Raw genomic sequence first — 14,575 nt, forward strand, 5'->3', positions numbered from 1 at the left:
AAAAATCATGGAGAAAGTCTGCGCAGAAACCATTTCTCTTGATATCAGCAATCAAGCAACCAAGTTTTTCTACCGAAAACTTCCTCCTATTGGCAGAACCTAAAGTTTAAGGATGATTGGAAGACTTGATTTTATCAGATTGCTTAGTATCTTTTACCAACGCCAAATACTGTACAACCAAAGCCGACAAAATTAGGATTCCTAATCCAAGAAAGACAGGTTTAAGAACAAATGCATAGTTTTGTTTGGAAATAACTGCCACAAAAGCTGTTGCACCACCAGGAGGATGTAATGTGTTAGTAATATTCATTAAAACCATTGCCAAGGCAACGCTAATAGAGACACTCCACCAATTCGATCCCAGAAGCTGGTATACGGTGACACCAGCTAAAGCAGATAACAGTTGCCCACCCACAATACATTTAACTTTTGTCATCGAAACCGGAGACGCAAATAATACTATGGCAGAACTGGCTAGAGACGGGAAAAGAAGTGCTGCTTCATATTGATAGCCCAAATAAGCTATTGGAGAAATCCCGAGAAACGTTCCTAACGTGGCGACCATTAAATAACCTGGTTTTGCCCTTCTGATAATGTCACAGACCCGTTTAATAATCTGATTTATCAAAAGGAACAACTCCTTAAATCAGATAGAAATTGGCGGTGCCAGAGAGCTCCTGTACAATGTAGTCATATTTTTGAAAACAAATTTGTATCTGGCCTCATTATAAAACGCACTATATTGTATGTCAATATATTTTATTGTATAATATTAATTTTTATTGTATAACATTGTATAATAAACGTTTTAAAAGCCTATACTTTACTTGATATGTTCAATACGCTGTGATATCATTTTAATGAAAATATAAAAAAGTAGGAGAAGGCGGTTAACATGAATGAGGAACTGCTAACAGTAGACGAAGTAGCAGACATTTTAAGAACAACCCCCAATACAATCTATAGATGGTTGCGAGCCGGAAAACTGCCCGGTGTTAAAATCGGGAAAGAATGGCGCATAAGACGAGAGACCCTGGAACTCAAGCTTAGCGAGACCAATACCGTCATTATCAAAGACCAGAGTTTGCTGGATAACATTCATCCTCAACATGATCATGTGATGGCAGTTACCCGCAACACAAATAATCTGTATAATCTTGAGGCAGAGTTTTTTAAAAAGGGGTTGTCGAGAGGATCTAGATTGTTTAAGGGATGCTGGTGGCAGCATCCTGATGACGTTAGACAGGAACTATCCTTAAGAGGATTGCCTATTGAAGAGCTTGAAGGAAAAAATTCTCTTACTATTGTCGACTTAACCCACCAGTACAATCGTTCGGGAAAAAACGGACCGATTCAAATATGGTCAGATGAGGCAAGAAAAACTCTTGAATTGGGCTACAAAACCATGTGGGGTTCAGGTTCTCCTCACCTGTTGTCATGCGGGGGACACTTTCCAAACTTGGTTGACTTTGAAAGTTCATTGGAGGATGTCATTAGAAAACTTCCGGTTGTAGGAATCTGTCCTTATATTTTTGAAACTATAAAAGACGATTGTTTTAGCCAATTGATTAATTTGATGAACCATCATAGAAGTGTTATTTTTTACAATGACGGACTCGCAACTTATTTAAAAAATGAACCCGCTTAAAAAACTTTAATGTCTTTCCATAAATAAAGGCAGAAACATCAATATAATGTTTCTGCCCTTATTTTTAGAGGTATTCTTTAAGCAAAATCTCCTTGTAGTGTTCTCAATTACTTCCGGTTTTTGTCACAATTCTGCCATATATGAAATATATAATTAGCTTACGAAAACATTACAAGGAGGTTACGTCAATATGACAAACAAAGGATTGCGGTATCTGCGCTGGGGACTGCTGGCAGCCATACTGGTATATATTACGGTTGCTGCTTTCCTCCACCAGCAGAGTGGACCGGAAAAGGCTGCTTCCATCCATGCCCTGTGTTCTTATGGCGGTCTTGAAACCCTCTACAGCCTTATGTTTTCAGGCAGTTTTGTCAAGAAAATATTTTCGGGCACCATGGTGCTGCTGGTATTGAGCTTAATCATCACTCTTCTTTTCCGCAGGAGCTTCTGCGGTTTGCTCTGCCCTTTTGGCGCCTTACAGGAGTTTTTTGCTAAGTTGGGGCAGAAAGTACTGGGGAAAAGATACACTATGCCCGACAGAATTGATATACCACTGCGGTATCTGAAATACCTTGTCCTGCTCATTACGCTCCTGGGCGCATGGATTACCGGTACGCTTTGGATGTCACCCTATGACCCCTATGCCGCATACGCGCACCTTTCGGCAGGTTTTACCGAGTTAGCTGAAGAATATTTTATCGGTCTTATATTGCTGGTTGTAACTGTGATAGGTTCCTTTGTTTATGATAGATTCTTCTGCAAATACCTTTGTCCTGCCGGAGCCTTCTACGGAATATTGGGGAAATTAAGCCCCAATAAAGTGGAAAGGAACGAAGCCAAATGTATTCACTGCCGATTGTGCAGCAAGAGCTGTCCCGTGAATATTGATGTGGAAAAGGAAACCACTGTTACCACCGCTGAATGCATCAACTGCCAGGAATGCGTCAATGTGTGCCCCCAAAATGGCGCCATCGCTATAAAGCAGGGCAAAAAGGAAATACCCGCCCTTGCAGTCATTGGTCTGGTAATGGGAATTTTCTTCGGAGGTATCCTGGTCGCACAGGCAACTGGCTTCTACAAGACTTTACCTGCTCCTGTAGCAGAAGGGTCAATTGTCAACGTGGAGGAAATCCGGGGGTCTATGACCCTTGCTGATGTGGCCAAAGGGACGGGCCTGAGTCAAGATGTTTTATACAAGAAGCTGGGGATTCCGGAAAATGTTCCACCCGAAACCCGGTTGAAGGATGTATCTCAGTATGTTGAAGGTTTTTCCCCGGAAACAGCAAGGGAGTTACTGAACAGCAAATGATGCAAAGTACTGCAATGGGCCGGTAGCCCCATGAAGGGAACTTCTGTGGCCCCGCTTAACTGTACACTGTTAGCCATGGAACATCTCAAGTCTCCTTGCTGGTGCGTACCAATACCATGGTAATTGTAAATCCGGTTAAAGTTATTCCGATAGCGGCGGAAATAAACCGAAGCAGGGTCAAAGCCGGAACTGTAAACATGTGGCCATAGCTCCCGGGCGGCTCCAGGATTACACCAAGATTGACGGCCGTGATACCTGGGAGGTAGGAAAGTTGATAAATAATATGGCCGGCCAATACCATAGGAACCAGTGCAAAAACCAGTTTGATGCGGCGGGAAGCCGTTTTATTGCGGAATGGACGGGCTATCAACCGGATTGCAACGGCTGATATCAGTGCAGTCAGCCAGTATGATAAAGTAAACGCTACCTGCCACGTTGAAAAAGGCAAAAACTTTTGTAACTGTTGAAAATAAAGCATAGGTACCAGGATGGCCAGGGCTGTTCCGATGAAAATTACATAACCCTGATTAATCCTGGTCAGGTGCCATACTTCCTTGCCGGGAAAACGCAAATTGAGTTTGGCTGAACCGTTGGGGCAGTTGTGGATGCAGCGTAAGCACAGTTTACAGTCCAGGTTATTATCGATAAAAGGCGCATACCGAAGTACCGGACAGCCTGGTGAGTTATCTTTACCACGGTAACATTCATAAGTGGAACATTTGCTTAAACATATATTTGGATCGGCTCTGACTTCAAGCATAGCGCCTATTGATGCCATACCGACAAATCCGCCGAGCGGGCACAGGTGACGGCACCATGTGTGCCGGACAAAAATGATGCCGATGATACCGGCGAGCGCCATAATGCAAATAAACAGCAGTCCTGTATAAACGGGGCTAGAGCGAATGTTGGCCACTGTTTCTACCCAAACTATTAGTAGGAACAAAAAAGTTACCAGCGCGTAATCATACTTTTTCAGAAAATTGGGGATAGTGCGGTTGAAATGAACGTATTTTTGAACCAGTTCAAAAAGGCCGGAGAAGGGGCAAATACAACACCATATCCGGCCGAATAATGGCGAGAATATGGCCAAAGCCGGCCACCACAGTCCCCAGATGATACTGGACAGAATTCCGGTCAACTTTGTTTTGGGACCCCAAATTAAACAGAAGGTGATAAAGCTGAAAAATAGGAAGGAAACTTTTTGAATTTGTACCGGAAATTTTTTATTTATTATGAGTTTTTTAACCCATGCCCATGTAAGAAGGTCAATACTTTCATCCAGCTTTTTGGGGGTTTGGCCAAAGAAAAGGTGTTCAAGGCCGATAATTTCGTCATCCGCCAAAAGGAAGGCTCTTTCTATGACCTGAATCAGTTCTGTAACGTTCCCCTGACGGAAGTCATGGGAAAGGAGAAGCTTGTTGGCCTGTGGGTCCAATACGGGTGTTTTCCGGTTGTTTTGTTGCGCCAGTTTATTTAGAATACCCTGGGCAATAACGGGGATATCCCGTTTTCGCTCCCGCAAAGGAGTAATCTCATATCTGAGATCAAAACATTTTGTTAACGGTGTGGCCAAATCTGTCGGTATCTGGTCAGAGCCTACATTGATGCTGCCAATAATACGGCAGGCTGTTTCCGTGCGGCGGATGGCCCTGGCTAACTGCACCTGATTCCTGGCGGAAATCATGTTTATGTCTCTGATAAACAAGGTACCGCCTTTGACAATATCTAACAGGCTGTCTATGGTGATTTTAGGGCATTGGTTACCTTCTTTTGCCTTATGGTAAAGTATTTCCCCCCAATACCGGTCAAAATGAACCCCGTCAATAACGATAAAAGGAGCTGATTCACCAAACTGTTGTTTATGTAAATACCAGGCGAACATCTGTCGGCCTGTTCCCCGTTCGCCTAAAACCAACAAATTACCACCGTTCCTGGAAAATTCAGCCAGTTTACTTTCGACTTCTCTGGTAGTCTTTCTGCTTCCCCATAAGCCGTAAAATTTATATTGTAATTGATTTGCCAGGAGACCGGCGCGTAAAAGTTCCTTGTAGCGGGTCTCCCACATGCTCATATTGGCCTGCATCAGGTGATGAGAAAGTTTTTCCAGGAACTTTTCATAAAGTTTTGGCCAGCGTGTTAGCATACGGGCAAAGTTATCCCGATTCATTACCAGGACTTTGCAGTTTTCTGTGCACCGTATGGTAACGGGAGGAGGATTTCCGGTAAAAAGGGATATCTCGCCGAAAATGTCGCCAGGGCCGAAAGAATTAACTTTCAATGGATCCTGCTGATTATTAATCAACACCTCTGCCTTGCCCTCGGCGAGGACATAAAATTTAAAGTTTTTCTCGCCCTGGGGTACGATATCCGAGTACTTGTCAAATTTTGCCCATTCAAAGTCCCTGGCAAGCTCTGCCAAATCCTGTGGACTTAAATGTGCAAATAATTCTACTTTTGATAAAAAGTAAACTTTGCCTGCAGTCATACTACCTCCGGTTAAGTGCCGAGCTTTCTAGGACAAAATATTATTTTTCAATACTATCAGACAAGATTTGGGCACAGCAACCGGTATTGGCCCAAAGGGTGATTTTCGGCCTTCAGTTGCTAAATAACAGCTTAACCGGTGTCTCCGGGGTGTTCCCGCAGGGAGGTAATTTCTTCTTCCGTCAATTCGCGGTACTCCCCCGGTTTTAGAGTATTATCCAGCGTCAGGGGGCCCATGGCAATCCGCTTCAGATAGGTTACTGTTTTGCCAACTGCCTGAAACATACGCTTAACCTGGTGATATTTTCCTTCGTAGATAGTCAGTTCAACCTCCGATTCCGGTCCGAACCGGAGAATTTTCAGGCAGCCGGGTAAAGTGCGGTAGCCATCGTCTAAAACTACCCCCTGACGAAACATTTCCACGTCCTCTTGTGTAACCATTCCGCTAACTATGGCATAATAGGTTTTCGGCACATGTTTTTTCGGTGACAGGAGCCGGTGGGCCAGGTGACCGTCATTGGTAAGTAAAAGCAAGCCCTCTGTATCTTTGTCCAACCGCCCTACGGGGAATGGATGAAAGGATTGGTAATTGGGTGACAGCAGGTCAACCACCACTTGACCAGACTCGTCCCCAGTGGCGGACAGGACACCCTGCGGTTTGTTTAACATTAAATAGACAAACTGCCGGTATTCTACGGGTTTGCCATTTACCACAATGCGGTCCTGACCGGGCCGGACATGTAATCCCGGGTCCTGGGCCAATTCCCCGTTGACCTCTACTTTTCTCTCTTTAATCAACTTTTTAGCTTCTTTGCGTGTGCCCAATCCCATATGGGCCAACACTTTGTCCAGGCGCTGCCGTTCTTTTTCCGCCATTGATTTCACCTTACCTTTCTTCTCCGTCTATGCGACGCCAGCCGGGGGGAAACTCATTTTTTAACCAATTTCCTGCTCCCTTTGCCCACCCCAGTACAAAACCGTCCAGAGATACCAAATGCCAGCCCTTGGCCCATACTTTTCCCTCACGTTGGATGGTCTCCCCGCGCAAATAGCGAAGGGCTACAGAGTTGTCATCGGCGTTGTGAGATGATAAATCCAACCGCTGGATTGCCGAATGGACTGCCTCCGGGGGCAGGCCCAGGGCAAAGGCCGGGCTGGGGCGAAATCGCCCTTTTTGGATTGTGCCCAGAAGCCAACCGGAGCGAAGCACCTTCAAGCCGCGCAAAGGCGGCAAGCATAAGCTTTCCCAAAGAATATGGCCGGCCCGTTCTATCACCATGCCACCCTCAGGCAGCCATGCCTGCCAACCTTCGGCAGCCTGCCAAACCTGCAGTGAGAATTCTGCCAGGGCTTGCTTTGCCTCCGGCGTAAGGCCATTTTTTTCCTGCTGTCGCCAGAGACCGTTTTTGTCCATTAAACATTCCTTTTTTTCTGCCTGTAAAGACAGGTTTTTTATTTTTGCGGCAAAATGTCCCTCGCCTCTAACTTCATGAGGCCACAGTCGGCGCATTTCCAACAGTTCAAAATCAGGAAAAGCGCCCAGGAACCGGAGTACCTGCTGTTCGTTTTCCTCCCGGGAAAAGGTGCAGGTGGAGTAAACCACTTCGCCGCCTGGTCGGAGCATTTGAGGAATATGCTCTAAAATGGCGGCCTGCCACTTGGCATATTTGGCCACCTCTGCTTCACTCCAGTTTTTGGCCATTTCCGGTTCTTTGCGGAACATACCCTCGCCGGAGCACGGAGCATCTACCAAAATTTTATCAAAAAAATCTGCGAAGATATGGGCCAGCCGCTGGGGAGTCTCACTCAAAACAACAGCATTTGTCACGCCATACCGTTCTATGTTTTTTAACAATACCTTGGCTCGTTGGGGATGGGGGTCATTGACTACAAGAAGCCCCGCCTTTCCTAAATGGGCCGCAAGTTGCAGAGATTTCCCGCCTGGCGCTGCGCATAAGTCCAGCACCCGCTCACCCGGTTGAACCTGTAACAGTTCGGCCGGGAGCATGGCGCTTGGTTCCTGGATGTAGTAAAGACCTGCGTAATAGTGGGGCAGTTTTGCCGGTCTAACTTCTTCCTCGTTGTAATAGAAACCGTCCCTGCACCAGGAGACCCGTTCCTGTAAAAAAGGAAGCAGTTCCTGTAGAGCTTCCGGTGAAATCTTTAGGGTGTTGGCGCGCAACCCGGCTGTGCGGGGTTCGGTGTAGCTTTGCAAAAAGCGCGCAACATTGCTGCCCAGTTGCTGTTCCATTTTGGTTAAAAATGCAGGAGGTAATCTCATATCCTGACTCCTTTTCCAATCTTTACCCCGTTATAATATGCTTTTTCCTAACATAGGATGCAGTGGATAAAATTATACAACAAGTTGGAAAGATAGTCCAGCAGCGGTAAAATGCATCAAAAAGTTGCCAAACTACAGAACCCAGCCTTTTACATTAAGGAGGGTTTAGGCCCGGTGAAATTAATTGTGTTCATATTTAAACCGCGTTGGCTGATAGGGTTGTTCCTGGTTCTGGTAATGGGCTTAGGGATAATTTCTCCTGCCGGGTCGGTAAAACCGGTGGGGGCTACCCGGGGGCCGAACAATACAATTTGGGGACGGTTTGGCTGTGCAAGGGAACAGCAGCGCCACAAATTGAATTATAAAAAGATAATTATTTTTTCCGACCCCCATTATTATACCCCGGAACTTGGTACTACAGGCGCTGCTTTCGAAGAGTACCTGGCCGGGGACCGGAAACTGTTGGCGGAAAGTAATGCCATTTTGCGAAAAACAATTAATCAGATTAAAGCCAGTGACGCCGGTATCGTGCTTATTTCGGGGGACCTGACCAAAGACGGGGAACTTGTTAATCACCTGAAGGTTGCATCATATTTAAAAGAACTGGAAGACAGCGGCAGGAAAGTTTATGTCATTAATGGCAACCATGATATTAACAACCCCCATGCCTTTAAATTTGAAGGCGCGCAGGTAATCCCGGTTGAAAATGTTTCGCCTGAGCAGTTTAAAGAGATTTACAAAGATTTTGGCTATGCAGAGGCTCTTGCCGTTGATACCAATTCGTTGAGTTATGTGGTGGAGCCTGTTCAAGGGTTAAGGCTTATCGTCATGGATTCGGCGATATATGACCGTAACCACACTGTTGGGCGGCCCAAAACGGAAGGCGCTTTTTCTGGGGCTACACTGAATTGGATTATCGGGCAGATAAAAAAAGCCAAGGCGCAGGGGAAAATTGTTTTGGGCATGATGCATCATGGTTTAATGGACCACTTTAGTGTGCAGCGCCGGTTTTTTGCTCAATATGTGATTAAGGATGCCGACAGAATAGCTGTAGATTTGGCTGATGCCGGTATGGCGGCAGTCTTTACCGGGCATTTTCATGCCCAGGATATTACTGCCAAGCAGATTGGCAATAAATATATCTATGACGTTGAAACGGGTTCTCTGGTGACTTATCCTAACCCGTACCGGACCATCGAATGGACGCCCGATAATAAATTAAGAATAAAGACATCGAGAATTGAAGAAATTGACTACGATACAGGAAGTCTGAAATTCCCGGTTTATGCCAAAAAATATTTGACAGACGGTTTGCGTGATTTGGCGCCGCACTTTTTAGCCCGTATTATTATGGGCCAGGGTTTGACTGAAGAAGAAGCGGTGGAGCAGGCTGCTCTTATCGTGAGGCAGAAAGTTTCTCCATTCATGACCCTCGGCGACCTGCTGGCCACGATTATGGTAGCGCACTACCAGGGGGACGAGGTTCTTGACGAAGAGTTGTTGCCGGTAATTCAAAGGCTGGTAGCATCGGAAAGCCCTCTTTTAGGCATGCTTGGCGAGGCCCTTCTTTCACTGGGAACAGATTTGGAACCGGCCGACAATGACATAATTATTCCCCTTCAACCGTAAAACCTGTATAACCGGCAGGTCTTTTTTAGTGAGTAAGAAAGTATAGCCCAAGGGCATGCCGGAAAAATTTTCTTTCGCTGCGTGGTGCACCAAGAGATACCGGCTATGATTTAGCGAAAGAAATATGGTGAAAACAAAGCGGAAAGGTGATTGAAGTTGTCAAAAATTAGTGATAAAATGCTGTTAGCGGGTGCTAACATTTTTTGTATTGGTATAATCCGACCATATTAAGGTTGCCGTCATGTAACAATGTCTTTAACAATATGTATATAATGAGATATACACTGGACAAAGGTATTACTGTGGAGGAAAATATATGAGCAGCTTAACTGCAGATAAAATACTAAACGCGTCAATAATTCTTTTTTCCCAAAAGGGATACGATTCCGTTACGACCAAAGAAATTGCCAGAGAAGCGGGCGTCAGTGAAATGACAGTTTTCCGCCATTTTTTGAACAAAAGGAACCTCTTCGAAAAAGCCTTTGAAACTTTCATATTTTCCCCCCAATTCAAGTCTTTCTTCGAGAACAATCTGGAATGGGATTTGGAAAAGGATTTACTTAAAATAAGCTACTGTTACCAGGATACCCTGTTGAAGAACCGGCAGATAATTTTGATGGAGTTTAAAAACGATGATTTAACTTCTACCTTTGATGCGCCTTTATTGAAGTTTTCCGGCGAATTGAAAAAATTACTTATAGAGTATCTGGCTAAGATGCAGGAAAAGGGAGTTATCAAAGAAAATCCTGAGATTCTGGCTGTTAACTTTTTGGCTGCTAACTTTGGTCTTTTTATGACTTTTTTGGTCAATGGCGATTTAACCGGAAATATTGGTTTAGAGACCTGCGTTGCCAGTTATGTCAGCGCCTTTGCCAAAGGGATTACCGTTTAACTTTTCCGGACGGTTTAATATACGGTTGTTTCAGATTAAGTGGGATAGATACTTTTGACGCACAATGGAGGACAAAAATGAACAAGGTTTTGCATGTTGGGGTCGATGTGGGCTCGACCACGGTAAAAATGGTTATCTTGGACCAGGACGATAATATCGTTTACAAAAAATATTTACGGCATTTATCCGACATAAAAAATACAGTTTTTGCCATGCTTGAGGACGCCAAAAAAATTATGGAGAGAAACCTGTTGACTGTAATGGTTACGGGCTCTGGAGGTTTCAGTATATCCCAAAGGTTGGATGTGCCTTTTATCCAGGAGGTTATTGCTTGTGTCAATGCTGTCAGAAGGAAAATTCCCAATACTGATGTAGCCATAGAGCTTGGCGGTGAGGACGCCAAGATTACATATTTTGGAGATTCAATCGAGCAAAGGATGAACGGGACCTGTGCCGGCGGTACGGGAGCTTTTATTGACCAGATGGCTGCTCTGCTGCAGACTGACCCCATAGGGCTAAATGAGCTGGCTAAAAAGCATAAAAACATTTACCCTATTGCTTCCAGGTGCGGAGTGTTTGCCAAGACTGATATCCAACCCCTGCTAAACGAAGGGGCGGCTAAGGAGGACATTGCTGCATCGGTTCTGCAGGCTGTGGTCAACCAGACCATCAGCGGATTGGCGCAGGGGAGGCCGATTAGCGGTAAAGTGGCTTTTTTAGGCGGCCCGCTTCATTTCATGTCCGAACTCAGGAAGCGTTTCATAGAAACCCTCAGGTTGGCCGATGAGAGTGTCATTTTCCCCGATGATTCCCAGTTTTTTGTGGCCCTGGGAGCAGCTCTGTCTTCCCGGGAGGAAACGCCGATACCCTTTGAGTGTTTTTATGAACGGGCGCCCAGGATTTACAGCTTAAACAATGAAGACAGCGAAAACCTGGAGCCATTGTTTGCCAATGAAGAAGAATACAGAGAATTTAGCGAAAGGCACGCCCGGCATAAGGTAAAAAGGGTTGAGCTGGAGACCTATGAAGGTAATGCCTATTTGGGTATCGATGCCGGTTCCACGACTACGAAAATTGCTTTGATAGATGAAGCCGGCAATCTGTTATATTCCCATTACGGGAGCAATATGGGCAGCCCGCTGGAGTCTACCGTGGAAGCTTTAAAAACTTTATACAGCAAGATGAACAGCAGGACAAGGATAGTTAACTCTGCTGTCACCGGGTATGGTGAACACCTGATAAAAGCCGCTTTAAAGGTAGATATCGGAGAGATAGAAACGGTGGCCCACTATAAAGCCGCTGATTTCTTCCTGCCAGGGGTGGATTTTGTTCTGGATATCGGCGGTCAGGACATGAAAAGTTTGGTGGTCCGCGATGGAGTCATTGATTCGGTCATGTTAAACGAGGCCTGTTCTTCCGGCTGCGGGTCTTTCATAGAAACCTTTGCCAATTCGTTAAATATGGATGTAAAGGAATTTGCCCGGCTGGGCTTAACAGCTAAGAAACCTGTTGATCTGGGTACCCGTTGCACTGTGTTTATGAATTCCAAAGTAAAACAGGCCCAGAAGGAAGGCGCTGATGTTGGCGATATTTCTGCGGGTATATCCACTTCTGTTATTAAGAACGCCCTGTTTAAGGTCATCAGGTTGAGGAGCGCCGATGACCTGGGAGAAAAAATTGTTGTGCAGGGTGGAACCTTTTATAACGATGCGGCGCTCCGGGCCATGGAGAAAATAATCAAAAGACCGGTGGTCCGCCCGGACATTGCCGGTCTAATGGGAGCTTTTGGCGCGGCTCTGATTGCCAGGGAGCGTTACGTGGAGGGACATACTTCAAGCCTGTTGCAAGGAGAAGAACTGAATAACTTTTCCACGGCAACATCTTTCAAACGTTGTGGTTTATGTGGAAATAATTGCCTGATTACTGTTAAGACTTTTTCCAACGGGACGGAATTTGTCTCGGGTAACCGGTGTGAAAGGGGAGCGGGCAAGGAAAAGGTCGCCAATGAAGTCCCCAATCTATACGAGTATAAGTATAAAAGATTATTCAGCTATAAACCCTTATCGAAAAAAGAAGCGACCAGGGGCGTTATAGGATTGCCCAGGGTGTTGAATATGTATGAAGACTACCCTTTCTGGTTTACCTTCTTCACGGAGCTTGGCTATAGAGTGGTGATTTCCGGTCGCTCATCAAAGAAAATATATGAGCTGGGCATGGAAACCATTCCATCGGAATCTACCTGCTATCCGGCAAAACTGGTGCATGGGCATATTACGGACCTGATTAATAAAGGCGTAAAAAAGATTTTTTACCCCTGTATACCATATAATATCAAAGAAGATGAAAATGCCGACAATAAATATAACTGTCCGATAGTTACATCCTACCCTGAAACTATTAACGCCAATATGGATATTCTGAAGCAAAATAATGTCATTTTTTACCATCCCTTCCTGCCGCTGGATATGCCGAAAAGAATGGTTAAACGCTTGACGGAAGAACTTGCCCCTGAGGGTATTCCTAAAAAAGAGATTGCCAGGGCTTTAGATAAAGCTTATGCCGAACTGGCCAGGTATAAGGAGGATGTACGGAAAAAAGGAGAAGAAACCATTAAATACATAGAAGCCAACAACATTAAAGGCATTGTCCTGGTGGGAAGGCCTTATCATATTGACCCTGAAATCAACCACGGTATACCGGAGATGGTTAAGTCCTTCGGTTTTGCCGTGCTGTCGGAGGACTCCATCAGGCACCTGGCTGAAGTGGAAAGGCCCTTGCGGGTTGTAGACCAGTGGGTTTATCATTCCAGGTTGTATGCGGCAGCCAGTTTCGTGGCCCGCCAGAGGAATCTGGAGCTAATTCAGTTGAATTCCTTCGGCTGCGGCCTGGATGCTGTAACTACGGACCAGGTGAAAGAAATACTGGAGTCATACGGTAAGATTTATACAGTGTTGAAGATAGATGAAATAAACAACCTGGGGGCGGCAAGAATACGTGTCCGTTCTCTGATTGCAGCCATAAAAGAGAGGGATAAGAGGAACTTTGTACCGCGGAAATTATATGAAAATCCCGGTAAAGTCATATTCACTGAAGAAATGAAAAAAACACATACTATTCTGGCCCCCCAGATGTCGCCGATCCATTTTCAGTTTTTGAGAACCGGTTTTGAAAAGGCGGGCTACAAAATAGTGGTCCTGCCATCAGTTGACAAGACTGCTATCGACGAAGGTTTAAAATACGTCCATAATGATGCCTGTTATCCGGCAATTATAGTTGTAGGCCAGTTAATGAAGGCCTTAAATTCAGGTGATTACGATTTAAAGAACACCTCGGTCATAATCACTCAAACAGGCGGAGGATGCCGGGCCACCAATTACATTGCTTTTATCCGGAAAGCATTAAGAGATGCCGGAATGGGCCATGTACCTGTAATCTCACTGAATGCTTCGGGCCTGGAAAAGCAACCTGGGTTCAAAGTAACTATTTCAATGTTTAATGACCTGATGATGGGACTGGTCTACGGCGACCTGTTAATGAGGGTACTGTACAGGGTACGGCCTTATGAAAAGGTACCCGGCTCGGCCAACAAGCTATATGAATACTGGGTAGATAAGTGCCAGGAACATTTGCGAAAAGGCGGTAGAAAAGAATTTAAAGAAAATATTTATAGAATTGTTAAAGATTTTGATAATCTGGAAATTCACGAAAACATGAGTAAACCCAGGGTGGGGGTAGTAGGTGAAATCCTTGTTAAATTTCATCCTACCGCGAATAATAATATTGTCGAGCTGCTGGAAGCTGAGGGAGCAGAGGCCGTTGTGCCTGACCTGACTGACTTCCTGATGTACAGCGCTTTTGACAACAAGATAAAGTACGAGCAGTTATCGGGGAGTTTTAAAAAGATGATTTCCGGAAGTATTTCCATTAAAGTAATGGAAGCTTACAGGAAGCATATGCGGAAGGCCTTGGCTACAAGTAAACGTTTCGAACCCCCAAAACCGATTGAGGAGATAGCCAGGTTGGCGGAGCGGCACTTGTCCCTGGCTAACCAGACGGGTGAAGGCTGGTTCCTGACAGGCGAGATGGTAGAACTTATCCATAGTGGGGTGAACAATATTGTCTGCCTGCAGCCTTTTGCCTGTCTGCCGAACCATATTACCGGTAAGGGTATGATCAGGGAACTGCGCGGGGCTTATCCGCTGGCTAACATTGCCCCCATCGATTACGATCCCGGGGCAAGTGAAGTAAACCAGCTAAACAGGATAAAACTAATGCTTTCTGTTGCCATGGAAAACCTGGAAAAAAGCAATGAATTAAAGGACTGAATCC

General features: G+C 45.2%; 9 protein-coding genes. 5 read left to right on the forward strand and 4 right to left on the reverse strand.

Annotated elements, in window-relative coordinates:
* Positions 1 to 106: 106 nt before the first annotated feature.
* A complete protein-coding gene (locus Tfer_RS10350; protein ID WP_052218341.1) occupies positions 107 to 628 on the reverse strand; it encodes an HPP family protein in 522 nt (173 codons plus the stop codon).
* Positions 629 to 895: 267 nt separating this feature from the next.
* Here Tfer_RS10350 and Tfer_RS10355 point away from each other — a divergent pair, with 267 nt between their 5' ends.
* Positions 896 to 1,648, forward strand: a complete 753-nt coding sequence (locus Tfer_RS10355; RefSeq protein WP_052218342.1) for an MEDS domain-containing protein — start codon at positions 896 to 898, stop codon at positions 1,646 to 1,648.
* Positions 1,649 to 1,838: 190 nt separating this feature from the next.
* Complete coding sequence (locus tag Tfer_RS10360; protein ID WP_052218343.1) at positions 1,839 to 2,957, forward strand: 4Fe-4S binding protein; 1,119 nt, start codon at positions 1,839 to 1,841, stop codon at positions 2,955 to 2,957.
* Positions 2,958 to 3,042: 85 nt separating this feature from the next.
* Here Tfer_RS10360 and Tfer_RS10365 read toward each other — a convergent pair whose 3' ends face one another.
* The 3 genes from Tfer_RS10365 to Tfer_RS10375 form a co-directional block, all read right to left on the reverse strand.
* Positions 3,043 to 5,445, reverse strand: a complete 2,403-nt coding sequence (locus Tfer_RS10365) for an AAA-type ATPase lid domain-containing protein (RefSeq protein WP_052218344.1) — start codon at positions 5,443 to 5,445, stop codon at positions 3,043 to 3,045.
* A 131-nt stretch (positions 5,446 to 5,576) separates the two neighbouring features.
* Positions 5,577 to 6,320: a pseudouridine synthase gene (locus Tfer_RS10370; RefSeq protein WP_052218345.1), complete on the reverse strand. Its 744-nt coding sequence runs from the start codon at positions 6,318 to 6,320 to the stop codon at positions 5,577 to 5,579.
* A gap of 10 nt (positions 6,321 to 6,330) precedes the next feature.
* Positions 6,331 to 7,725 carry an RsmB/NOP family class I SAM-dependent RNA methyltransferase gene (locus Tfer_RS10375; RefSeq protein ID WP_052218346.1) on the reverse strand — a complete coding sequence of 465 codons (1,395 nt, stop codon included), beginning with the start codon at positions 7,723 to 7,725 and terminating at the stop codon, positions 6,331 to 6,333.
* A gap of 174 nt (positions 7,726 to 7,899) precedes the next feature.
* Between Tfer_RS10375 and Tfer_RS10380 the strand changes: the two genes are divergently transcribed.
* The 3 genes from Tfer_RS10380 (at position 7,900) to Tfer_RS10390 (ending at position 14,571) form a co-directional block, all read left to right on the forward strand.
* Positions 7,900 to 9,354, forward strand: a complete 1,455-nt coding sequence (locus tag Tfer_RS10380; RefSeq protein WP_052218347.1) for a metallophosphoesterase family protein — start codon at positions 7,900 to 7,902, stop codon at positions 9,352 to 9,354.
* A 316-nt stretch (positions 9,355 to 9,670) separates the two neighbouring features.
* Entirely contained in the window at positions 9,671 to 10,246 is a 576-nt protein-coding gene (locus Tfer_RS10385) for a TetR/AcrR family transcriptional regulator (protein WP_052218348.1), read from the forward strand.
* Positions 10,247 to 10,323: 77 nt separating this feature from the next.
* Positions 10,324 to 14,571 carry a 2-hydroxyacyl-CoA dehydratase gene (locus tag Tfer_RS10390; protein ID WP_052218349.1) on the forward strand — a complete coding sequence of 1,416 codons (4,248 nt, stop codon included), beginning with the start codon at positions 10,324 to 10,326 and terminating at the stop codon, positions 14,569 to 14,571.
* Positions 14,572 to 14,575: the final 4 nt, after the last annotated feature.

This window comes from Thermincola ferriacetica (assembly GCF_001263415.1).
Classification (GTDB): domain Bacteria; phylum Bacillota; class Thermincolia; order Thermincolales; family Thermincolaceae; genus Thermincola; species Thermincola ferriacetica.